The organism is Methylobacterium sp. P5_C11 (genome assembly GCF_054049775.1).
In genome coordinates this window covers 164,502-187,253 of record NZ_JBFULS010000003.1, presented here as the reverse complement: position 1 = coordinate 187,253, position 22,752 = coordinate 164,502, and the positions used below count along the sequence as shown (strand labels likewise).

Genomic DNA, 22,752 nt, shown 5'->3' with positions numbered 1-22,752 from the left:
ATTGTCACCTTCGTCGACGTACCGGGCTTCCTTCCGGGCACGGCCCAGGAATACGGTGGCCTCATCAAGCACGGGGCGAAGCTCCTGTTCGCCTATTCTCAGGCGACCGTGCCGCTGGTGACGATCATCACCCGCAAGGCCTTCGGCGGCGCCTACGACGTCATGGCCTCGAAGCATGTCGGCGCCGATGTGAACTACGCTTGGCCGACCGCGCAGATCGCCGTGATGGGTGCCAAGGGCGCCGTGGAGATCATCTTCCGCAGCGAACTGGGCGACCCCGAGAAAATCGCGGCCCGGACCGGGGAGTACGAGGACCGCTTCCTGTCTCCGTTCGTCGCGGCCGAGCGCGGCTACATCGACGAAGTCATCATGCCTCACTCAACCCGGCGCCGGATCGCCCGGGCGCTCGGCATGCTACGCACCAAGAAGATGGAGCAACCCTGGAAGAAGCACGACAACATCCCGCTCTGAACCGGAATCGCCGGCCGGCGGCTTGCCGGCCGGCCTCAGCTGCGGTCGCTGTTCTCGATGACCGCGCAGAGCGTCAGCGGCCCCTTGTCGGGTGAGATCATCGACGAGCACGTGACCCGGGCTCCGCCGAGGTCAACACTGCTGTGGCGCAGCTTCGTCGCGGTCGCCTGGGCGCGATGCGCCGCTTCGGTGATCACCGCAGCGTCAATGCCGGTGACCGCGTGCCCGGCCTGCCCAAACAGGTCGTAATAGCTGTCCGGCGGATTGGCGCCGCGGAACTGCGCACCCAAGGACGACAGGTCGGGGATGCCGCAGGCCAGCGTCAGGGTCATGTCCGAACCGACCGTGAAACTGGCGTAGTCACTGCGGCGCTCGGCGGTCTTGGCCGCTGTCTCAGACGTTACCCTGGCGACCAGGGCATCACACGATTGCGCCCGGGCGGATTCGGCACCGGCCGTCAGGGCGGTCAGGATGAGAATAGGCAGAAGCGCGCGCATCACGGCGATCTAGCGCGAGACCGCCGAAAAACGAGCGGCGCGGCATCGTTCCCCGATCGGATCAGACGGCTTCGCCCCGCCGCTCCAGGTTTCGGCCTTCACCGGCGAGAAGGCGGCGCTTCAGGCGCGCAATCCCCTCACGCTGCAACTCGCTGGGCGGCGAGTGGGCTCCGGCCACATGTTTCAGCATGGCAATCAGCGCGGTCCGCTCGGAAAGCGTCAGTGCGTCGCGCAGCAGCGGCGCCAGCGCGTCGGCGACCTGCGAGAACGGAAGCCGCGCATGCGTGTAGCCCCAGGCGCGCTCGAAAGTGGCCGAGATCCGGTCCACCTCCAGCGGCGTCTCCATGTATTCCAGGATTCGCGTCTTCTCGCTGGCGGTCAGCGTGCTGCCGGTTCGAACGATCTGGATCATCAGGATGACCGCCGCCAGACGCGGGTCGCGCACGCGCTGCAGCGGCGTTCCGACGAGTCCCGCCAAGGTCGAGAGTGCCCGGCGCTGGAGGCCCTTCGTGTCCCGGTCGACCGCCTGGAGACCTTTGACGGTCCCGTGCACCCGCAAGATCCAGAACAGTCCTGCGGCGATGATGGCGATGAGGCCGAGCAGGATCGGCATGAGCGTCCCCTATCGAATCGGTACGGGACCGTCCCATGCACGACATTGTGTGTCAAATCGACGCGCATGCTATTTGTTTGCTGGAAATTTTCTTAATAGCATCCGGATTTTAGGATGAACTGCTTGCGGATGCCACACGTATACTTTCACAGGCGGCATCCGCGCGTCCCGCCCGAGCGCTGGGACCGGGAACGCATCGGGCTCTACTGCTCACGTGGCGGCCGGCGAGTCGGCACCCGGCCCGAGTTCCAGGAAGACGATCTCCGGTGGGACGCCCATTCGCACCGGGATCCGGCTCATCCCGAAGCCGCCGGAGACGATCATGTGGCGACCGTCCTGCACGACGTGTCCGTAGGAATAGTCGTGCCCCTGGACCTTCCGAATCGCCGGCGCGTGGCCGAGCAGCCGGATCTGGCCCCCATGGGTATGCCCGGCCAGCGTCAGGGAAACGCGGTCGGGCACGGCCACGAAGATGTCGGGCTCATGCGCCATCAGGATCACGGGGGCCGTGTCGGTGACCGCCGCAAGGGTCCGCGGCAGGTCGGCCAAGCTAAACGTGTTCCAGGCGTGGAAGAACGGCTGCTGATCCCCTAGTCCGGCCAGCCAGAACGGACGTCCGTCCTTCTGCAGGCGCACGGCCTGGTTCTCCAGCACCGGGATACCCTGCGCCTCCAGAAGGCGGCGGACCGCCGGCACGCCGCGACCGGACCTCTGGACCGCGTCATCGTCCCACCAATCGTGATTGCCCAGGATCGCGTGCGTCCCGAGGGGCGCCTTGAGTTCGGTCATCATCCGGGCGAACTGGCTCAGCGGCAGCTTGCGCCACGCGATCCGCCCGGCCGGATAATCGCCGAGCAACAGGACGAGATCTGGCTCGAGAGCGTTGGTGGCCTCGACGATCTGCGCCACGCGATCGAACGGCATGTACGGCTCGCAGATGTGAAAATCCGCGAGCACCGCCACTCGCAACCGGAGCGCCGGATCCCAGTTCGGCAGGTCGGGCGCGTAGGACGTGACCACCAGCCGGTGCATCGGCTCGATGTCGAAGGCGTAGACGCCCGTTGCGGTGGTGAGGCCTGCACCCGCGACGAGCCCGGTCAGGAATTGCCGTCGGCTCGGCAGGATCAGCATCGCGACAACGCCTGTGGACTCGGGGACTGGCTCCTGTCCCGCTAGGCGGCCAGTCCGGCGAAAGCGGGGCGGGATTTCAAGGCGGCGCTATGACTGTCCGAAACTGCCAGAGGGACCGTGGCCTGTCGCCGCGCGCAGTCTATAAGGCAGTGTCGTGGCCCACGAAGCGATCCGGAACCAGATGTTGAACCGCCCTCTGCGCATCGGCACCCGCGGCTCTCCGATGGCGCTCGCGCAGACCGGCATGGTGCGCGACCGGATCGTGGCGGCCAATCCAGGATTGGAGACCGAGCTGGTGGTTGTCACCACGGTCGCCGACAAGATCCTCGATCGGCCCCTCTCGGAGATCGGCGGAAAGGGCCTCTTCACCAAAGAGCTTGAGCAGGCGCTGTTCGCCGGCGAAGTCGATGTCGCCGTCCATTCGATGAAGGACGTCGAGACATGGCTCCCGGAGGGGCTCGCCATCGCCTGCATCCTCGAGCGCGACGACCCGCGGGACGCGTTCCTGTCGCCGCATGCGGACGGGCTTGCGGGGCTGCCGGCCGGTGCCCGGGTCGGAACGTCTTCGCTGCGTCGCGGTGCGCAGGTGCTGATGCGCCGGCCCGATCTGCGCGTGGTCCCGCTGCGCGGCAACGCCAACACCCGGATGCGCAAGCTTGAGGCCGGCGAGTGCGACGCGACGCTGCTCGCCCTGGCGGGACTCCAGCGGCTCGGACTGGAGGGCATGGCCCGCAGCATCCTCTCCGTTGAGGACATGCTTCCGGCGGTCGCCCAGGGAGCGCTGGGGATCGAGTGCCGCTCGGATGACGCCGCGATCCGCGACCTCCTGGCACCCATCGCCTGCGCCCGTACCACCACAGCGGTCTCGGCCGAGCGGGCGCTTCTCGCCGAATTGGACGGATCCTGTCGGACGCCGATTGCCGCCCTGGCGCAGATCGACGGTGAAACTCTGCGGATCGACGGCCTGCTTTTCCTGCCGGACGGCAGTCGGCATTGGTCGGCGTCCCGGCAGGGTCCGGCGGCCGAAGCGGAACGGATCGGCCGTGAGGCGGGCGCGGCCCTGAAGGCGGCGGCCGGGGACACCTACACCCGCCACCTGCAGTGATTCGTGGCGGTGCGCGACGGCGCCTGATCGCATCTCCGCGAACCGGGCTTCGCACAGGCGGCCTTTAGATCTGCGCCCGCGGGTCGGGCGTTCGCGGCGACAGGCTCGCGAATCGGCTCGACCGACTTCTGCGGTCAGGGCGTGGGATTGCCGCGACAGCTCGGCGGCGGCGCCGAGAACCTGGCTGGCCGCGGCTCCGGTCTCCTCCGCCGCGCCGGCGACGCCGGAGATGTTGCTCGTCACCTCGCCGGCGCCGAGGGCCGCCTGCGCGACGTTGCGGACGATCTCCTGGGTGGCCGCGCCCTGCTGCTCCACCGCGGCGGCGATCGAGGTCGCCACGCCGCTGATCTCCCGGATCCGCTCGGTGATGCCGCCGATCGCGGTCACCGCCTGCCCGGTCGAGGCCTGGATCTGGGCGATCTGGCCGGAGATCTCCTGGGTCGCCTTCGCGGTCTGCTCGGCCAGGGCCTTCACCTCGGCGGCCACGACCGCAAAGCCCTTGCCGGCGGCGCCGGCGCGGGCCGCCTCGATGGTGGCGTTGAGGGCCAGCAGGTTCGTCTGGCCGGCGATGGTCGAGATCAGGCCGACGACGTCGCCGATCCGCGAGACGGCGGCGCTCAGCTCCTGCACGCGGGCGCTGGTCTGATCGGCGTCAGAGACGGCGCGCTGGGCCAGATGCGCGGAGCCGTCCACCTGCCGGCCGATCTCCTGGACGGAGGAACCGAGCTGCTCGGCGGCTGCCGCCACGGTATTGACGTTGGAGGCGGCTTCCTCGGCGGCGGCCGCCACCGTGGTCGACTGGCTCGACGTCTCGGACGCCGTGGCCGACATGGCCCGGGCGGTCGCCTGGAGTTCGGTCGCCGACGATGAGACCCGCCCGACGATCCCGCCGACGGCGCGGTCGAAGCTGTCGGCCAGTTCGACCATGGTCCGGCGTCGTTCGGCCGCGGCGGCCGCATCGGCGATCCGCTTCATCTCGGCTTCCTCTGCGGCCTTCTTGGCGACCATGGCCTTGATGCCGTCGACGGCGCGGCCAACCGCACCGATTTCGTCGCCGCGCTGCGCTTCCTGGATTTCGGCTTCGATCTCGCCCCGAGCCATCCTTTGGAGCACCGCGACAAGCCGAGCCAGAGGCCGCGTCAACATCGCGAAGACCAGGAAGGCCAGAAGCGCGGCGATGACGACGCTCGCGATGCTGCCGAGGAAGCTCGCGAGATAGGCCGCGCTGAACGAACGCGCCTGCTCGGCGCTGCGGGCGGTGAGAAGATCCCGTTCTGCTGTTTCGGTCTCGGCGATCTGCGCGCGTAAGGCGTCCATGGACGCCTTTCCGGCTCCGCTGGCCTCGAATCGGCGCGCCTGGTCGAGGTTGCCCTCCGCGACGAGGGCAATTGCTTTCGCGGCGATCTCCTTCGACCAAGTTTCCGCGGAGTGGTTCACGGCCTCCAGACGACCTTGTTGAGCGCCGTTATCCGCGGTGAGCGTCTTTGCGGCCTCCAGGGCGATTTTGTAGGCGGTCTGCCCGCTGCGGAACGGGTCGAGAAACTTCGGGTCGCCGGAGATCAGGTAACCGCGCAGGCCGGTTTCCTGGTTGACCATCGACCGCGCCAAGCCATCGAGGGCGGAGATGACCTTGTAAGAATGCTCGGTTTGGTAATTCACGTGCTGGATCGACGCGAGATGCGTGTATCCGATTGCGCTTATGCCGATGGTGACTGCAGCCAGCGTGCCGAAGGCAGTCGAAAGTTTCGTGACGATACGGACATCGTTGAGCGAGCGCATGGAATAGTCCTGACGTCAGTCTTCTTTTGGGTAAATTTTGAAATCGCAAATTTATTAATCGATGCTGTGTAAATTTTCCATTACTTTCCGCGTTAAATCTAAATATCGCCCCGACGTGAGCGATATAAAATTGTGATGCCGGTACGACGTCTGTTTTGGATCGATCAGATCGTTTTTAGGCGATCAAAAATCTGATCAATACCAATATGAATACCAGGTCCGCACTTAATATTTCTCGATGGCAGGAAGCAAGTTTGTTTCTACGGTTCGGAATGACTCAAAAACATCGAGCCCGACTGGCGCACGATCTGGCCGATGAAGATCTCGCTGTGCGGCCCAGTGCGTGGGATTTCCGGTCCCCAGGGGGGGCAGGCGGTGCGGAGCGCGAGCGCCGCCGCCCGCGCACGCCTGTCGCGCGTCGCAAGCGCTTCGGAACAGTCGGAGCGGGGGCCGACGCCGATGGGGCAAGTCAGATTCGATTGGGAAGCAGGGCTGAAGTGACGCGCAGATGGCCCGCGCGACCCAAACCGAGGGGGTCAGGCGTCCAGCGCCTCGATCACGAGGTTGCCGTTGGTGTAGACGCAGATCTCAGCCGCGATCGCCATGGCCCGCCGCACGATCGCCTCGGCGTCGAGGTCGCCGTCCTCGAGGGCGCGGGCGGCGGCCAGGGCGTAGTTTCCACCCGAGCCGATTGCCATGACCCCGCTCTCGGGCTCCAGCACGTCCCCCGAGCCAGATAGGAGCAGGCTGACCTCACGATCGGCGACGAGCATCATCGCCTCGAGCCGGCGCAGATAGCGATCCGTCCGCCAGTCCTTGGTGAGTTCGACGCAGGCCCGTGTGAGCTGGCCTGGATACTGCTCCAGCTTGGCTTCGAGACGCTCGAACAAGGTGAAGGCGTCGGCCGTCGCGCCCGCGAAACCGCCGATCACCGAACCCTTGGCGAGACGGCGGACCTTGCGGGCATTCCCCTTCACGATGGTCTGGCCGAGGCTGACCTGACCGTCGCCACCGATCACGACCCGGCCGCCCTTGCGCACCATCAGGATCGTCGTCGCGTGCATCTGTGGGGGCGTGCCCCGGTCGTCGTACCTGAATGCGTCCTGGCTCAAGATTCGGCTCCGCTCTCGACCGCGCCGAGATGGGGAGCCTCGCCGGCCGAGTCCAGCGCGACCGTGGAGACGGCGGACACCCGCTATTCCGCGACCGCCTCTGTGGTCCGCACGGGTCCCGCATCCTGCAGGATCGACTGTGCCGCCGCCTCCGCCAGGAGGGCATAGCCGCGATCCGCCATGTGCAGGCCGTCGGAGGCGAAGAGCTGCTTCGTGGTCAGCCTGCCCTCGCGCACCCACCCGTGCATGAGGTCGGCTCGGCGAATCACCGGGACATCGAGTTCTTCGCCGATGCTGCGCACCGCATCGAGGAAACGGGAGGCGCCCGGCGTGGCCTCCAGCTTCGGGCACCATTGCGGTTCCATCAGCACCACATCGATGCCGGCCTCCCGGATCCGCCGGATCGCCGCGACCGTGACGTCGCGGAAATGATCGATCGCCACTCCACGCAGCGGATCGTTGCTGCCGGTCTGCCAGATCACGAGTTGGGGCTCGGCTGCGATGACGTCACGGTCGAGCCGCGCCAGCATGTCGTCCACGTGCTCGCCGCCGATGCCGCGATTGACGACCGCCACATCCATCCCGTGCAGCCGCTTGCGCAGGTCCATCTGAAGGCGGGCGGGATAGGTGTTGGCCGGGCTCGATGCGCCGACGCCTTCCGTGGAGGACGAGCCGAAGGCCACGATCTTCAAGGGTGCGCCGATGGCGATCTGCCGGGCAACATGCGGCAGATCCGGGCTCGTGCCGAGGTCGAGGCCCAGCATGTCCAGCGATTCGGGCAGGAGGTCCGCGTAGGCGAGGACCGCCGTCGGCAGGACCAGCAGCGCCCCGAGCAGCCCGAGGCGGCGCAGCATCGTGCGGGCGGGGCGCTTGGCGACGGCAGTGTTCGGCGACTGGGACACGGGACGGACGGCTCCAGATCTCGTGAACGAGAGATACAATCTGACACACGGCCCTGAAAAGAGCGGTTCCGTGCCGCGTTTGAAAAGAAAGTGAATTCGTAACACAAAATTAGGCGCCAATGCGGTGGCGGGGCTGGCGCTGATGTCCGGGGCGGATGTGCATGGCTGCAGCGTGCCGCTCGGACCCGCCATATCGCGATCCAGCCATTCCGCGGCGTCGGGAGCCTCACGCGGCACGAACCATGCGACCGGGATACCGCGGACCTCCGGAGGGCGGCGGGGACCGTGGTCGGGGCCTGCGGGCGCGCGCCCCCCGACCGGCTGCGGGCCTCGGTGAACCGTCCCATGGTCGGCCGCTTGCGCATCGCGATCCTCACGCACTCGACCAATCCGCGCGGTGGCGTGGTGCACGCCCTGGCTCTCGGAGAGGCCCTGTGCGGCCTCGGGCACGAGGCGGTCGTCCATGCCCCCGACCCGACCGGGCGCGGCTTCTTCCGGGCGGCGCGCTGTCCAGTGATCTCTGTCGCGGCCAAACCGGTGGCGGGACCGGCCTCCGCGCTGGTCGGCACCCGCATCGCCGACTACCTCGCGCATTTCTCGACCCCGGCGGCCTGCGACTTCGACGTCTTCCACGCCCATTGCCGGATCAGCGGCAACGCGCTCGCGACCCTGACCCGGCGCCGCCTGATCCCGGGCTTCGTGCGGACCGTCCACTACATCGACACCTTCGCCGACCCGCAATTGGCGCATTGGGAGGAGCGGGCGATCGTCGATGCCGGGCGCCTGCTCTGCGTGAGCCGGACCTGGGCCGCGACTCTGGCGGCCGAATACGGTGCCCGGGCCGACATCGTCGGCAACGGCGTGGACGGGACGACCTATACGCCCGATCCCGGACCGGAGGACGATGGACTCCGCCGGCGTCTCGGCCTCGGCGGCGGCCCGGTCTTCCTCAGCGTCGGCGGCTTCGAGCCACGCAAGAACACGCTCGCGATCATCGAGGCCTTCGCGATCCTACGACGGGCCTGTCCCGCCGCGCAGCTCGTCGTGGCCGGCGGCCCCACGCTGCTCGAGCAGGCCGGCTACGCCGCCCGATGTGCCGCGGCCCTCGAACGCGCGGGGCTCGAAGTCGGACCCGGCAGGCCGGTGATCCGCACCGGCCCCGTGGCGCAGGAGGACATGCCGGGCCTCTACCGGATCGCCGACACCCTCGTCCTGCCTTCGCTCATGGAGGCCTACGGCCTGTGCGTGCTAGAGGCCATGGCCTGCGGCACCCCGGTCATCGTCCCCGCCCGGCCGCCGTTCACCGAATATCTCGCCCCCGGCGAGGCCCTGTCGGTGAACCCGGAGGACACGGACGCCATCGCGGCGGCCATGCGGGTCAGCCTGGAGCCGGGTCGGCGGGGCCGTCTGCGCAATGCTGGTCGCGAGGTCGCCCGCGCCCATGTCTGGGAAGCCTGCGCGGCGCGTCACCTGCCGACCTATGCCGAGCTCGTCCCCGGGACGCCGCTGCTCGTGCCGGCTGCCACCGGTGCGGCGGCCTGGAACACGCTGCGGATCCCTGGCGAGGCCTGAGATGCGACCCCCATCCGCAGGCCGGACGGCTGTCGCGGCTCCCGCCGATTGCCGGATTTCGAAGGATCTTCCGACGGCGCGGATCGTTGCGGTTCCGGACGGCACAGCCAGACGCCCCTTGCGGTGAACAGCGTCCGGGCGTGAGTCCCGGCGCCGGGATGTTCGAGCCGGCCGATGGCGGGGAGGCAGACTCGGGCGATGATCACGCGCATCGCGGCGGCCCTCGTTCTGGCGGTGTCACCGGCGGCGGCGCAGACGCGCCCGTCAAGCACGGCCATGACCTGCCAGCAGACGATGCGTCTGGTCCAGATGCGGGGTGCCCTGGTTCTCGGGACCGGCGGCATGACCTATGACCGCTTCGTCCGCGACCGCTCGTTCTGCGAACCCACCGAGGTCGCCAAGCGCGCGTTCAGGCCGACCCGAGACAACCCGAACTGCCTGATCGGCTACACGTGTTACGAGCCGGGTGCCGGCGACTGGTTCGGGGCGGATTTCTAGACCGCTGAAGCGTCGACCTGCCAGCGCTTCAGCAGGCTGAACGGTTTCGCCGGACCGAGCGCCGCTCCGCTGCAAGACTAGCGCGCATCTGGCCCCGTCCGGCCGGATTCGAGGCCCACGATGACCCGGCGATCGCCGGTCCGACGGGTGAAGCCCGTTGCGTCGAGGTGTTCGAGGAGCGGAATCGAGAACTTCCGCGAGATTCCGAGCGCCGCGCCGGCCTCCCGGGCCAGGAAGCCGGTCTCGGGGGTCCCGGCCTCGGGAAAGGCTTCGACGAGGCGGCTCTTCGCGCCGGCCACCGCGTCCCGGTGGAACAGCACGGCCCGGCGCTGAACCCGGTCGACGGCGCGGATCACCGTGCCGGCTCCTACCAAGTAGGTGAGCGCCTCGCGGCGCCGGACGTCCCGGCCGACGGCCTCGGGTTCGTCGGGTGGATTGAGGCCGGCCCGGCGAAACACCTGCTCCAGCCGGCGGGCGGCCTCGCTCTCGTTACGGGCCGGATCGAAATCGGTGCGGCGCCACAGGGTGCCGGCCTGGACGACGGCGCCCGCCATCGCGAGGTCCCGCAGGACCGCGCCCGTCACCGCCTCGGGAATCGCGAGCGTCCGGGCTAAGCGCTCCAGGGCGATGCCGTGCTCCATCGGGTGATCACGATGGTGATGCGACAGGCTGGCGAGGGTGCCGGCGCGCAGGGCGTCGAAAGCCGGAGCCCCGATCTGGCGGTCGCCGACCGTGCGGGCGCCGGACGCGGACAGCAACGGCTGCACCCGGTCCGGCGCCAGGCCGGCAAGCCGGGCGAGTTCGAGCAGCTGCGCTCCCGCAGCTCCCAACTGCCCCAGGCGCACCGCGATCACCTCCGCCGGCCGCCCCGCTGCGAGGGCGGCGAGATCGGCCATGACCCGTGGTTCGTGGCGCCGCCGGCGGCGGCTCGCCGGATCGAGGATGCGCCCACCCGCCACGGTGGCCGGCGGCGAGTCGAGCCGCAGCACGAAGGGCTCCCGCGCCGGCACCGCCACCGGCTCCGCGAGATGCAATTGAGCCTGCGTGCTCGCCCCGGGCTCCAGTGCCTCGCGGTCGAGCAGGCGCAGACGGGCCTCGACCTCGGTGGTCCCGAACAGCAGGCGACAGCCTGTGCCCCCCGCCAGAGCGGCCGCGGCGCTCGCGGCCGCGGTGATCGACACGTCGAGCCAGGCGCTGGGAGCCAGGAGGCCGGGCAGCGACAGCGCCTGCCCACGGGCGATCTCGTCGACCCCGATGCCGCGCAGGGCGACTGCCGTGCGGCGGCCGGGCGCAGCCTGCTCCACGGGCCTACCATGGATCTGGAGGCTTCGCACGACGGCCGTGCGCCCACCGGGGACGATCTCCACGGTATCGCCGACGGCGAGCGGCCCGCGTCGCAGCGTGCCCGTGACCACGGTCCCGAACCCGGAACGGGAGAAGACCCGGTCGACAGGCAGGTACGGGAAGCCGTCATCCCCGCCCGGTTCCGCATCCTCCAGCAGCGCCGAGAGCGCCGCCGCGAGTTCGGTGAGGCCGGCGCCCGTGACCGTCGACGTGGCGATGACCGGGCTGGCCTGGATCCCGGCCCGGGACGCGGCGGCGGCGATCTCCGCCGCCCGCGCCGCGACCGTCTCGGGAGCCGCCAGATCCGCCTTGGTCAGCGCGAGCACGCCGCGGCGCACGCCGATGAGCCGGGCGATCTCGAGATGCTCCACGGTCTGCGGCTTGATGCCCTCCTGTGCGTCCACCGCCAGCAGCACCGCCCGCATCCCGGTCGCACCGGACACCATAGCGCGGACGAAGCGTTCGTGGCCTGGCAGGTCCACGAGGTCGATCTCGCCCCGCTCGGATGTCAGCAGCGCGAAGCCCGGTACGATGGACACGCCGCGGGCGCGTTCCTCCTTCAGTCGGTCGGTCTCGATGCCCGTGAGCGCACGCACCAGCGCGGTCTTGCCGTGATCGACGTGCCCGATCACGCCAACGAGGAGTGTTTTCAAAACAGTCACCGACCGGACCATCTCCACGATGCCGCCGTCCACCCGGGGCGCACCGCTCGCTCGGAAGGGGGATCCGCCGCACCGGCGCTGCAGCGCGCCGTGAGCCGCCAGACGGTCGGAGCCGGGGCGAGCGAGGCAGAAGGATTGTGGACAACTTGTCTTGCCACGCCGTGCCGTTTTGGGAAAGCGCGATTTTAACGCAGTGCAGCATCCCTCGGATGAAGCCGACCGCTCTGTCTCGGCTTGACGCCGCAGGCGCCGCCGCCTTTGCTGAATGCGGTGCGTCGGACGGTCACGCCCCGATGCCGCTCCCGCGTGGCTCGATGCGACCGAAGAAGATGCCTGCATCGTTGGGCGAGGCAGGTCACGAAGAGGAGCATATGAGCGACACCGAAAGCCATGCCGCTGCTGAACCCCGCGAGGTCGAGTTGAAGCTCGATTGCGCCGGTCCGGACCTGACAGCGCTCGCGTCCCATCCACGACTGGAGCACGCATCCGCGAACGAGCCGGAACTGCTGGTCACGACCTACTACGACACGCCCGACCGTGCCCTTCGGGAGGCGGGCCTGACGCTGCGCGTCCGCGCCAAGGGCGGCCGGTACATCCAGACCGTGAAGGCAGGGGGCGCCGGGGTCGGCCTGTTCGATCGGGCGGAGTGGGAGACCGAGATTGCCGGGGAGGCACCCGATCCCGCGGCCTGGGCCGACACGGCGGCCGAGGCGGTCTTGCAAAAGGCCGATGCGACGCCGGAGCGGCTGTTCGCCACCGTGGTGATGCGGCGTGAGATCCCGGTGGAGCAGGGCGACTCGCGCGTGCTGGTGACGCTGGACGAGGGCCGCGTGGAAACGCCCGCCGGCGAGGCGCCGCTCTGCGAAGTCGAACTGGAACTCAAGGACGGCAACCCCGCCGACCTGTTCGTACTTGCCCAGTCTCTTGCCGAGACCGTGCCGCTGCGCCTCGGGGTCAAGGCCAAGAGCGCCGTCGGTTACGCCCTGCTCGAAGGCCGTGCGCCGGCGGTGGTGAAGGCCGAGCCGGTGGCATTGCCCGACGGGGCGACCGCCGGAGACGTCTTCCGCTGCGTGGCGCGCGCCTGCCTGCGCCACATGCGACTCAACGAGACCGCGTTCCTGGAAGGCGGTCGCCCGGCCGAAGCCTTGCACCAGATCCGCGTCTCCCTGCGACGTCTGCGCTCGGCGCTGTCGCTGTTCGCACCCATGCTGGGGGGCGATACCCGGGCCGCAGGCTTCAACGACGAGATCAAGCGGGTGACCGAACCCTTCGGCCATGCCCGCAACCTCGACGTGTTCCTCAGCGACACGTTGCCGAATCTCGCGAAGGACCGTCCCGACGAACCGGGCCTGGAGGCGTTGGGCAAGCGGGCGGAGGCGGAGCGTGCCGTCGCCTACGAGGCCGTGCAGGCAACCCTGGAGAGTCCCCAGTGGCGCGGGCTCATCATCGACTTCGCCGGCTGGATCGAGACGGGGGATTGGGCGGCGCAGCCTGATGCCGCCGTCGATGGGCGCCACTTCGCCGCGCAGGTGCTCGACACGGCGCGCCAGCGGCTGAAGAAGCGCGGGCGCGGCCTCAAGCATCTCGATGCGCATACCCGCCATCGGGCGCGGATCGCCGCCAAGAAACTCCGCTACGGCGCGGAATTCTTCGCAGGGCTTTACCGGAAGAAGAAGGCGCTGCGCCGGCAGGACAAGTTCGGGGCCGCGCTGTCGGACCTCCAGGACCATCTCGGGGCGCTCAACGACCTGGAGACGGCCCGCGCGATGACCGAAAGCCTGTCCGGGCCGCCGATGCCGGGGCCGGACGCCCCCGGCGCACAGAAGTTGCTCGAGGCCGCGGCCGACGCCCGGTCCGAACTCCTCGACGTGAAGCCGTTCTGGCGCTGATGCGCGACGCGCCGCCATGCCGGCCCGAAACCGGGGCGGCATGGCGGCATTCACCGGACCTTGCGCCCGGGCGCCGGCAGGGCGCGCGTATGAGGTACCCCGACAGGGTCGAACTGCTGGTGGCGGTCTTCCCCGCCGATGCCTCGTCCGTGGGGTCATCCAAGACGAGGGTCTCAACGCCGGACTGACCGCGGCATCCCGCGGCGTCGTGATGGCGTGCGTTCCAGCAGCCATCGTCGAAGGTGCGGATGCGCTCGTCATGGGCGAAGCCTGCGCCCGGGCCACGCGCATCGTCTCCGACGGGATGAATGTCGACCGGCAGATCAGAGTATTCGACGCTGCGCGGAGGTCGGTAGACAGGAACGCGCCGCGACCCCGGCGGTCAGGGTCCATCGGGCGGCCGAAACCGCCGCCGGTACGAAGCGCGGGCCTGGGGGGCGCCCGAACTTCGCTCCGGCGGCGTGACGACGGACGCGGACCCGGCTGAGGGGGGATCGTCGGAGCCGCGTTCCATCGGTCGCGCATCAAGACGCGGACGGCACACAAAGTCGCACGCTCATGTTGCCGAAGGATGTCTGGCTGACGGGGCCGCGTGGGGTTAAGGCCCTTCGCGAAGGGACGGGTTCCCTCCGCGCCAGCCTCTGCTATCCCTGGTGTCTCCGCAGCCCCCGATCCCTCGGCCGATCCTCCGGAATGAGCCTCCTGCGCGACCTTTTCGGCCATGTCGGCCGTACCGTGACGGCCTATGCCGGCGACAAGGCTCTGATGCTGGCGGCGGTTTCGTCCGCCGCGAACGTCATCGTGGCGGATGGCGAGGTCGCCGGCCCGGAATTCGACGTGGCCCTGCACGGCCTGAAGGCCGACCCGGTCCTGATGAAGGGCTACGACGCGCTGATGCTCGAGACCGAACTCTACGAGGGTATCGCCCGGGCGCGCACCCGGCTGGGCCGGGCCGAGAACCTGCGCCACGTCGCGGCGGTCGCCGAGCGGCCGCAGAGCCAGCGGGAGAACGTCTTCCTGATCGCCGCGGACGTCGCCGATCAGGACGGGATCAGCAATATCGAGGCGAGCGCCCTCGGCGAGATCGCCGTCGCCCTCCGGGTCGACGCGATCGGGCTGCTTCGCGCCAATCCGGTGCGGCGTCCGCTCACCTGACAGGCCGGATTGGCATCGCCGTTGCTCGCCCGAGGGGACCCGCCGGCTTGGCGGCCCCCTCCCAACAGACCCCGTCGCACGGCGCTCCGCCGTCAGAGGAACCGGCATGGCCGAGATGAACCTGAGCAAGAACCACAACCTTCGCGCGAACGCGGCGCGGCTCTGGGCGACGATCCTGGAAACCGCGGCCTTCGGCGGCACGCCGGCCGGCGGCATCAACCGCCTGACGCTCTCGGCCGAGGACGGCCGGGTGCGCGACTGGTTCCGCGATGCCTGCGAGGCCGCCGGCTTGACCGTCTCGGTGGACGCCCTCGGCACCCAGTACGCCCTCCGGCCGGGCCGCGACATGAGCCGCAAGCCGGTCGCCTTCGGTTCGCACCTTGATACCCAGCCGACGGGCGGCAAGTTCGATGGCGTCCTCGGCGTCCTGGCCGGCCTGGAGGTGATGCGCAGCCTGAACGACGCCGGTCTCGAGACCGAGGCGCCACTGATGGTGGTCAATTGGACCAACGAGGAGGGCTCGCGCTTCGCCCCTGCCATGATGGCCTCGGCGGCCTATGCCGGGGAGTTCACGACGGATGAGATCCTGGCCAAGCGTGACGCTGTCGGCACCACGGTGGCCGAGGCCCTCGACGCCATCGGCTACCGCGGGGTCGAGGCCGTGGGCACCCGGGAGATCGGCGCCTTCGTCGAGCTGCACATCGAGCAGGGGCCGATCCTGGAAGCCGAGGGCAAGACGATCGGCGTGGTCGAGGGCGGCCAGGGCATCATGTGGTTCGACGGCGTGATCACCGGCTTCGAGAGCCATGCCGGCACCACGCCCATGCCGCGCCGCCGGGATGCGCTGCTCGCGCTCTCCGAGTTCGCGCTCGCGGCCGAGCGGATCGCCCTGGCGCATGCGCCCTCCGCGGTGGCCACGATCGGCGAGGCCGCGATCCTGGCGCCATCGCGCAATGTCGTGCCGGGCCGGGTCGCCTTCACGGTGGACGTACGCGACCCGCGTTCCGCGACCCTCGACGCGATGGAGGCGGCCCTGCGCGAGGCGGCCGTCGAGATCGCCGGCCGTCGCCGGCTGGAGATCGCCCTCAACCGGATCTGGCGGAAGGAGCCGGTCCCGTTCGATCCCGCCATCGTGGCGGCGATCGACGCGGCCGCCGAGAGCCTGGGGCATGCGCGGCGCCGGATCATCTCGGGCGCGGGGCACGATGCCTGCAACCTCGCCGGGAAGGTCCCCGCCGCCATGATCTTCGTCCCCTGCAAGGACGGGATCAGCCACAACGAGGCGGAATCCGCCACGCAGGCCGACTGCGCGGCCGGTGCCGACGTCCTGTTGCAGACGGTGCTGAGCCTCGCCGATGCGCCCCTGCCGGAGGGCGCCGGTCCGTCGCAGGCGTGACCGCTTACCGATGGTCCCGCTCCGCCGCGCGCGGGGCGGTGGCGGGATGCCCCGTCCGGAGGTGTACCGGGGCGGAAAATCCCGTAAGGACCGGTCCATGAGCGCGCGATCGTACCGCGACGCCAAGGGCCGGCCGCTCGTCGCGGTGACGGGCATCGGCGTCGTCTCCTCCCTCGGCCAGGGACAGGCGGATACCTGGACGGCCATGACCGCGGGCCGGTCGGGCATCCATGCCATCGCGCGCTTCCCCACCGACGGCCTGCGCACGCGGATCGCCGGGACGGTCGACTTCCTCGACACTGATCCGCTCGTGGCGCCGCTCCTGTCGGAACGGTTCGCCGCGGTCGCGGCCGAGGAGGCGGTCGCCCAGGCGGGGATCGGCACGCGCGGGGATTTCCCGGGGGCGCTGTTCATCGCAGTCCCGCCGGTGGAGATGGAGTGGCCCCAGCGGCAGGCCCTGGCCGCGGCTGCGGGCGGCGACGGTCCGGTCGACTATGCCGGTCTGCTCCGGGCTGCGGCGACGCGCCGTTTCGATTCCTGGCACGACCTGTTCATCTTCGGCACCGTCGCCGACCGCATCGCCGACCGATTCGGCACCAAGGGCTCGCCGATCTCCCTCTCCACCGCCTGCTCCTCGGGGGCCACCGCCATCCAGCTCGGCGTCGAGGCGATCCGGCGCGGGGAGACCGCGGCGGCGCTGTGCATCGGCACCGACGGGTCGGTGAATCCGGAATCGCTGATTCGCTTCTCGCTACTTTCGGCGCTCTCGACCCGCAACGACGATCCGGAGGCGGCCTCGAAGCCGTTCTCGAAGGATCGGGACGGCTTCGTGATGGGCGAGGGCGCGGCGGCCCTGGTCCTCGAAGATATGGGCTCCGCCATCGCCCGGGGGGCCGCAATTCTCGGCTACGTCCTCGGCTGCGGCGAGAAGGGCGACGGCTTCCATCGCACCCGCTCCAGCCCGGATGGCGCCCCGATCATCGCGGCGATCCGCGCGAGCCTGGAGGATGCCGGGCTCGGGACCGAGGCGATCGACACCGTCAACGCCCACGGTACCTCGACGCCGGAGAACGACAGGATGGAGGCCCTGGGGCTCGGCGCCGTGTTCGGCGACCGCGCGGCCACCCTGCCGGTGACCTCCATCAAGTCGATGATCGGTCACACCCTCACCGCCGCCGGCGCCATCGAGGCGGCGGTCTCGGTGCTGACGATCCGCCACGGCCGCATCCCGCCGACCATCAACCACCGGGTGCCAGACCCGACCATCGCACTCGACGTGGTCGAAACGGCCCGCGAACTGCCGGTACGGACCGTGCTGTCGAACTCGTTCGGGTTCGGAGGCCAGAACACCTGTCTGGTCTTCGGCGCGGAACCCGCATGAGCGCCGCGGCCGAATCCCGCCGGGTCCTCGTCACCGGCGGCGCGTCCGGGATCGGCGCCGCCATCGTCCACGGCCTTGCCCAGGCCGGATGGAACGTCGACTTCACCTATCGCGCGTCGGGCGACGCCGCGCAGACGCTGCTGGAGACATTGCGCGCGGCCTATCCGGACCGCGCCTTCACGGCCCACGCCCTGGATCTTGCCGACAAGGCGGCGCTGGAGCGCTTCTGCGAATCCGCGGAGGCGACGGGCTATTACGGCCTGGTGCACAATGCCGGCCAGTCCTGCGATGCGCTCGCCGCGATGCTCGACCAGGAGCGGGCCGAAGCCGCCATGCAGGTCAACTTCTTCTCGCTGACGCGCCTCGCCAAGGCGCTCCTGCGGGAGATGACCCGGTCGCGCGCGGGCCGAATCGTGGCGATCGGGTCGGTCGCCGCCCTGCGCGCCAATGCCGGCAACGCCGCCTACGCGGCGACCAAGGGCGCCCTGATCGCGTATTGCCGCACCCTGGCGATCGAGACGGCCAAACGCGGGGTCACCGTCAACGTGATCGCGCCGGGCTTCGTCGACACGGCCATGATGGCGCGTTACGCCGCCTATCGGGACGGGATGGAGCGCCAGATCCCCGCCGGCCGGTTCGCGCGACCGGAGGATGTCGCGGCGCTCGCAACCTTCCTGATGGGCACGGGGGCTTCCTACATCACGGGGACCGTGCTGCCCGTCGACGGCGGCCTGACCGCGATGATGGGCATCCACCGGTCCTGACCGGTGCCGCCGAACCCGATGACCTTGCCGATGCGCCCGAGCTTCGCCCTCCTCATCGTCCTCAGCGGCGCGGCTCTGATCGCCCCGGGGCGCGCCTGGGCCGAGCCGGAGGCCTACCGGATCTCCGGGCTGCCGCCCGGCGAGCCCCTGAGCATCCGGGCGGAGCCGGATCCGGCCGCCGAGCAGATCGGGGAGATCCGCGCCCGCGCCCTTGTCTTCGGCTGCACCAACGAGACGCCGAGCCGCACCACGTGGTGCCGGGTGAAGGCCGGACGTGTCCTGGGCTGGGCGCGGCGGCGATATCTGGCGCCGGAGCGATGAGAGACAGGATGCGAGCCCTCCAACTGTTCGGCGACCGCGATCTGCGCCTGACCGAGATCGAGGCGCCGCCCGCGCCGGGTCCGGGCGAGGTGCAGGTCCGCATCCGCGCCGTCGGCCTCAACTTCATCGACGTCTGGGGCTTTCGCGGGATGGCCTTCGCCAAGCGAAAGATGCCGCTCATCGTCGGGGCCGAGGCGGCCGGGCGCGTCGAGTCGGTGGGGGAGGGCGTCACGACCGTCGCGGTGGGCGAACGGGTCGTGCCGTACGGGGCGATGACCTGCGGCCAGTGCAGGGCCTGCCGCGAGGGCCGGGACAATCTCTGCGAGGACGTTTCCGGCGTGATGGGCTTCCACCTCGACGGCTTCGCCCGGGAACTGGTGACGCTGCCCGCGCGCCTCGTCGTCAAGGTGCCGGACGGCGTCAGCGACACCGATGCGGCCTGCGCCGGCATCGCCTTCGGCACCGTCCAACACATGCTGTTCGACAACGCCCGCCTGGAGCCCGGCGAGAGCGTGCTGGTCCATGCCGGCGGCTCCGGCATCGGCACGGCGGCGATCCGCATGGCCAAGGCGATCGGCTGCACGGTCTACGCCACCGTCGGCGACGACGAGAAGGGCCGCAAGGCCGCCGAACTCGGCGCCGACCACGTCATCAACTATCGCACCGAGCGGTTCGAGGGCGAGGTCCGCCGCCTGACGAAGCGCAAGGGCGTCGACGTTGTGTTCGAGCATGTCGGCGCCGACACGTGGAACGGGTCCCTGCTCTGTCTCAAGCGCGGCGGCCGCCTCGTGACCTGCGGGTCGACCTCGGGCGTCTCGGCCACCATGAATCTGATGCAGCTCTTCCAGCAGCAATACCGAATCACCGGCTCGTTCGGCTGCTCGCTCGCCAATATCGGTCAGTCGCTTGCCAAGATGGCGTCCGGCATTCGGCCCGTAGTCGACACAGTGTACCCGCTCGCCGATTTCACGCAGGGTCTGGAGAGGCTCGAATCGCGCAGCGTCTTCGGCAAAATCCTCGTCAGCCTCTAGCGGGCGCCGTCGCGAACACCGTCCGGAACGACACCGTCCAAGGGCGCTGACGCGCGCATTTCGCGCTGCGGGAGAGATGGCGTAAACGTCGCCGTACGGGTGCGCTGGGGGGCAGCCCGTACCCTACCCCTGGACATCGATCGTGCTGCGTCTGGCCCTCCTGCTGAAACGGTCGTACCCGCGCCTCGCGGGTTTACCCATGATCCCGGTGATCCGGGCCTTGGTCCTGCTCGCGCGCGCCCTCGGACCCAGTCGCTCGACGGCGTTCGGCGCTGCCCTGCTGCGCAGCGTCGGGCCGCTCCTGCCGGCCCATCGGATCGCCCTGGCCAACCTGAGGGCGGCCTTCCCCGACATGCCGGACGCGGAGCGCAGGCGTATCGCCCTGGAGGCGTGGGACAATCTCGGGCGAACGGGCGCCGAGTACGCCCATCTCGATACGCTGTTCGACTACGATCCCGCCGCCACCGCGCCCTCTCGGACCGAAGTTGCGGGGATCGAACACTTCTTCGCCCTGCGCGACGACGGCCAGCCGGGGCTCATCTTCTCCGCGCATCTGGCCAACTGGGAATTGCCGGCGATCTGCGCGGCCCGGTTCGGCCTCGACGCCACCGCGGTCTTCCGGCCACCCAACAACCCGGCCGCCGCGCGCCTCGTCCAAGAGGTCCGCCGCCGGTCCATGGGCGGCCTCGCCGCCTCGAAGCCGGGCGCGGTCTTCGCCATGCGCGATGTGGTCGAGAAGGGCGGCCATCTGGGCCAACTGATCGACCAGCACTTCACCCGCGGCGTCGTGGTGGAGTTCCTGGGGCGCCCCTGCCTCGCAAATCCCCTGCTCGCCAAGCTTGCCCGGCATTACGACTGCCCGGTGCATGGCGTGCGCGTCGTGCGCCTGCCTGCCGGCCGCTTCAGGCTGGATCTGACACCACCCCTCGATCTGCCGCGGGCCGCTGATGGGACCATCGACGTGGCCGGCGCCATGCAGGCGATGACCACCGTGGTCGAGGGCTGGGTGCGCGAGAATCCCGGGCAATGGCTGTGGATGCACCGCCGCTGGCGCCCGGACATGCTGCCCAAGCCGAAGGTCGCACCCGTGCCACTTCAACCGATGGTAGAGGCGTCTCAAGCCAACGTGATTTCACCTCCGGCCTCTCAGGCGGTCTGATGGAGCGATGACGCCCCGGCACCGCGCCCCGACCCGCGACCGCCGCGCGCTCCGCGCCGCCCTGATCCTCTGCGCGTCCGTGTCCGCGTCGCAAGGAAGGGCCGAGCCCGTCAGCGCCGTGGTCGAACTCTTCACCAGCCAGGGCTGCGGCGCCTGCCGGTCGGCCGATCCGGTGCTGCGCGACCTGTCGCACAGACCCGGTGTCATCGCCCTGACCCTGCCGGTGACCTACTGGGACTATCTCGGTTGGAAGGACACGCTGGCGCTGCGGCCGCTGACCGAACGGCAGCGCGCCTACGCGCGGGGCCGCGGCGCCCGGCAGGTCTTCACGCCCCAGGTCGTGATCGACGGCAACAGTTTCGCAGTCGGGTCCGACCGCACGGCCCTGGATCGGCTGATCCGCGAGGCCTGCCAGCATGGCGGTCTGCCGGTCCCGGTACGGGGTGAGACGAAAGGCGACCGGATCCTGGTGGAAGTCGGCGCAGCGCCGGAAGCCAAGACCGAGATCCGCGGCGACGTCTGGCTCGTTCCCGTGCTGCGCAGTCGCGCCATCGCCATCCAGGCCGGGGAGAACGGCGGCCGCACGGCGACCTACGTCAACGTGGTGCGGGGCATGCAGCGCCTCGGTCCCTGGACCGGGCAACCGGCCCGCTTCGACGTTCCCGGCACCCAGGCCCGGGTCGCCGACGCGGACAGCTGGGTCGTCCTGCTCCAGGGTGCGGCCGATGGCAAACCGGGGCGTATCTTCGGGGCCGCGAAGGGACCAGGCCTGTAGCGCCGGGCCTATTTCAGGGTGATCGGGTCGATCTGTCGGCGGCCCTCACGGCGATGGCGAGCCCTGGATTCGCGGGCGAGATTTTCGAGGCGCGCGTCGAGCCGGTCGGACAGGCCTGCGACCAACCCGATCGTTCCGTCGATGGCGCGGCTCATCAGCGCCACCGTCTTGGTGACGGCCCCGGTGAGCCCGCCCTCAATGACGCGTCCGATCCGGTGAACAATCCGCATGTCGATGTGTGCCCTCAAACGGAGCGCCGGCGGCGCCTTCGACCAAATGAGATAAGATGGCCCGGCGGCGTCGCGATGCGGCCGAAAGCGGCGCGGAATCGCGTGTTTGGGCCGGAACATTCCCGCCGCATCCGCGCGCTGCGCGCCGTGGCACAGCAGGACCTCGAACCGCAGGGCGGCAGGCTCGTTGCATGCATGCGACCGCCCGCCGTCCGGCGTGGGCGCCTGCGATCGAGTGTCGGCCATGCGGCGACGCCACCTGCTCTCCGCGTTGCTCGCCCTGCTGTCGCTGGCATCGCGACGCGCCCGCGCCGCCGAACCGACCGTGGATCTCCTGTTGGTCCTGGCCGTGGACGTCTCGCTCAGCATCAGCGAAGCGCGTTTCGACCTCGAGCGTACCGGCTACGCCGAAGCGTTCGGCGATCCGCGGGTGCTCCGCGCCATCGCCGAGGGCGCGACCGGTCGCATCGCCGTCACCCTGTTCGATTGGGCGAGCCCCGAGGAACAGCAGGTCGCGGTCGACTGGATGGTGATCGGCTCGGCGCAGGATGCTGCGCTCTTCGCCACCCGGCTCGCCGGCGCCCAGCGGCCGTTCTACGGCCGTACCGCCATCGGCTCGGCGATTGGATTCGCCACCGACCTTCTGGCGCGGGCGCCGTTCCGCGCCGACCGGCAGGTGATCGACATCTCGGGTGACGGCACCGGCAATGCCGGCCGCGCCATCGCGGAGGCGCGGGACGCCGCGGTGGCGGCGGGCATCACCGTGAACGGCCTCGTGATCCTGACCGAGCCCGCGGGGATGCCGGCTTTCCTTCGCGAGCACACCAACCCGCCAGGTGGTCTCGCGGCCTATTACCGGACCGTCGTCATCGGCGGGGAAGGCGCATTCGTGATGGCCGCCGAGAGCTTCGCGGCGTTCGGTCGCTCGCTCGTCGCCAAGCTCGTCCGCGAGATCGCCTGACCGT

At 69.9% G+C, this 22,752-nt stretch carries 21 protein-coding genes and 1 pseudogene; 14 read left to right on the top strand and 8 right to left on the bottom strand.

Features of this window, described 5'->3' with window-relative positions; translation table 11 throughout:
• Positions 1–471 (top strand): carboxyl transferase domain-containing protein (locus tag ACXJKQ_RS03670; RefSeq protein WP_457104414.1); only part of this gene is annotated, 471 nt, incomplete at its 5' end.
• 35 nt (positions 472–506) lie between these two features.
• Here ACXJKQ_RS03670 and ACXJKQ_RS03665 read toward each other — a convergent pair.
• The 3 genes from ACXJKQ_RS03665 to ACXJKQ_RS03655 form a co-directional block, all read right to left on the bottom strand.
• Positions 507–968, bottom strand: coding sequence for an ABC transporter ATPase (locus ACXJKQ_RS03665; RefSeq protein ID WP_457104413.1), 462 nt, complete (start codon positions 966–968; stop codon positions 507–509).
• Between the two features lie 61 nt (positions 969–1,029).
• Positions 1,030–1,581 carry a TerB family tellurite resistance protein gene (locus ACXJKQ_RS03660; RefSeq protein ID WP_457104412.1) on the bottom strand — a complete coding sequence of 184 codons (552 nt, stop codon included), beginning with the start codon at positions 1,579–1,581 and terminating at the stop codon, positions 1,030–1,032.
• A 210-nt stretch (positions 1,582–1,791) separates the two neighbouring features.
• On the bottom strand, positions 1,792–2,712 hold the full coding sequence (locus ACXJKQ_RS03655; RefSeq protein ID WP_457104411.1) for a metallophosphoesterase: 921 nt from the start codon (positions 2,710–2,712) through the stop codon (positions 1,792–1,794).
• Between the two features lie 181 nt (positions 2,713–2,893).
• Here ACXJKQ_RS03655 and hemC point away from each other — a divergent pair, with 181 nt between their 5' ends.
• A complete protein-coding gene (gene hemC, locus ACXJKQ_RS03650) occupies positions 2,894–3,817 on the top strand; it encodes a hydroxymethylbilane synthase (protein ID WP_457104423.1) in 924 nt (307 codons plus the stop codon).
• Positions 3,818–3,934: 117 nt separating this feature from the next.
• Here the strand turns inward: hemC and ACXJKQ_RS03645 are convergent.
• From ACXJKQ_RS03645 to ACXJKQ_RS03635, 3 genes and pseudogenes are all read right to left on the bottom strand, one after another.
• A pseudogene (locus tag ACXJKQ_RS03645) lies at positions 3,935–5,596 on the bottom strand (methyl-accepting chemotaxis protein); the annotation flags it as partial.
• A gap of 536 nt (positions 5,597–6,132) precedes the next feature.
• A complete protein-coding gene (hslV, locus tag ACXJKQ_RS03640) occupies positions 6,133–6,660 on the bottom strand; it encodes an ATP-dependent protease subunit HslV (protein ID WP_457104422.1) in 528 nt (175 codons plus the stop codon).
• 131 nt (positions 6,661–6,791) lie between these two features.
• Complete coding sequence (locus ACXJKQ_RS03635) at positions 6,792–7,562, bottom strand: SGNH/GDSL hydrolase family protein (protein WP_457104421.1); 771 nt, start codon at positions 7,560–7,562, stop codon at positions 6,792–6,794.
• A gap of 393 nt (positions 7,563–7,955) precedes the next feature.
• On the opposite strand from ACXJKQ_RS03635, the gene ACXJKQ_RS03630 reads away from it, so the two are divergent.
• Both ACXJKQ_RS03630 and ACXJKQ_RS03625 read left to right on the top strand, forming a co-directional pair.
• Positions 7,956–9,182, top strand: a complete 1,227-nt coding sequence (locus ACXJKQ_RS03630) for an MSMEG_0565 family glycosyltransferase (RefSeq protein ID WP_457104410.1) — start codon at positions 7,956–7,958, stop codon at positions 9,180–9,182.
• 198 nt (positions 9,183–9,380) lie between these two features.
• A complete protein-coding gene (locus ACXJKQ_RS03625) occupies positions 9,381–9,680 on the top strand; it encodes a hypothetical protein (RefSeq protein ID WP_457104409.1) in 300 nt (99 codons plus the stop codon).
• Positions 9,681–9,757: 77 nt separating this feature from the next.
• Here the strand turns inward: ACXJKQ_RS03625 and selB are convergent, their stop codons facing one another.
• Complete coding sequence (gene selB, locus ACXJKQ_RS03620) at positions 9,758–11,698, bottom strand: selenocysteine-specific translation elongation factor (RefSeq protein WP_457104420.1); 1,941 nt, start codon at positions 11,696–11,698, stop codon at positions 9,758–9,760.
• Positions 11,699–12,057: 359 nt separating this feature from the next.
• Between selB and ACXJKQ_RS03615 the strand changes: the two genes are divergently transcribed.
• The 9 genes from ACXJKQ_RS03615 (at position 12,058) to ACXJKQ_RS03575 (ending at position 21,557) form a co-directional block, all read left to right on the top strand.
• Positions 12,058–13,575, top strand: a complete 1,518-nt coding sequence (locus ACXJKQ_RS03615; protein WP_457104408.1) for a CYTH and CHAD domain-containing protein — start codon at positions 12,058–12,060, stop codon at positions 13,573–13,575.
• A 693-nt stretch (positions 13,576–14,268) separates the two neighbouring features.
• Entirely contained in the window at positions 14,269–14,730 is a 462-nt protein-coding gene (locus tag ACXJKQ_RS03610; protein ID WP_457104407.1) for a tellurite resistance TerB family protein, read from the top strand.
• A gap of 106 nt (positions 14,731–14,836) precedes the next feature.
• On the top strand, positions 14,837–16,126 hold the full coding sequence (locus ACXJKQ_RS03605) for an allantoate amidohydrolase (RefSeq protein WP_457104406.1): 1,290 nt from the start codon (positions 14,837–14,839) through the stop codon (positions 16,124–16,126).
• Between the two features lie 97 nt (positions 16,127–16,223).
• Positions 16,224–17,507 carry a beta-ketoacyl-ACP synthase gene (locus ACXJKQ_RS03600; RefSeq protein ID WP_457104405.1) on the top strand — a complete coding sequence of 428 codons (1,284 nt, stop codon included), beginning with the start codon at positions 16,224–16,226 and terminating at the stop codon, positions 17,505–17,507.
• The gene (locus tag ACXJKQ_RS03595) at positions 17,504–18,271 is read left to right on the top strand and encodes an SDR family NAD(P)-dependent oxidoreductase (RefSeq protein WP_457104404.1); all 768 of its coding nucleotides are present in this window, start codon (positions 17,504–17,506) and stop codon (positions 18,269–18,271) included. Before ACXJKQ_RS03600 ends, ACXJKQ_RS03595 begins: the two co-directional genes overlap by 4 nt.
• Before the next feature lie 18 nt (positions 18,272–18,289).
• Positions 18,290–18,592: an SH3 domain-containing protein gene (locus ACXJKQ_RS03590; protein ID WP_457104403.1), complete on the top strand. Its 303-nt coding sequence runs from the start codon at positions 18,290–18,292 to the stop codon at positions 18,590–18,592.
• An 8-nt stretch (positions 18,593–18,600) separates the two neighbouring features.
• Positions 18,601–19,623, top strand: a complete 1,023-nt coding sequence (locus ACXJKQ_RS03585; protein WP_457104402.1) for a zinc-binding dehydrogenase — start codon at positions 18,601–18,603, stop codon at positions 19,621–19,623.
• A 142-nt stretch (positions 19,624–19,765) separates the two neighbouring features.
• On the top strand, positions 19,766–20,782 hold the full coding sequence (locus ACXJKQ_RS03580) for a lipid A biosynthesis lauroyl acyltransferase (RefSeq protein WP_457104401.1): 1,017 nt from the start codon (positions 19,766–19,768) through the stop codon (positions 20,780–20,782).
• Positions 20,783–20,789: 7 nt separating this feature from the next.
• Complete coding sequence (locus tag ACXJKQ_RS03575) at positions 20,790–21,557, top strand: DUF1223 domain-containing protein (RefSeq protein WP_457104400.1); 768 nt, start codon at positions 20,790–20,792, stop codon at positions 21,555–21,557.
• An 8-nt stretch (positions 21,558–21,565) separates the two neighbouring features.
• On the opposite strand, the gene ACXJKQ_RS03570 is transcribed toward ACXJKQ_RS03575, so the two are convergent.
• Positions 21,566–22,033 carry a hypothetical protein gene (locus ACXJKQ_RS03570; protein ID WP_457104399.1) on the bottom strand — a complete coding sequence of 156 codons (468 nt, stop codon included), beginning with the start codon at positions 22,031–22,033 and terminating at the stop codon, positions 21,566–21,568.
• Between ACXJKQ_RS03570 and ACXJKQ_RS03565 the strand changes: the two genes are divergently transcribed.
• Positions 22,032–22,748 (top strand): DUF1194 domain-containing protein, encoded by a 717-nt coding sequence (locus ACXJKQ_RS03565; protein ID WP_457104398.1) that lies wholly within the window; start codon positions 22,032–22,034, stop codon positions 22,746–22,748. The genes ACXJKQ_RS03570 and ACXJKQ_RS03565 overlap by 2 nt on opposite strands.
• The last annotated feature ends 4 nt before the right edge of the window (positions 22,749–22,752 follow it).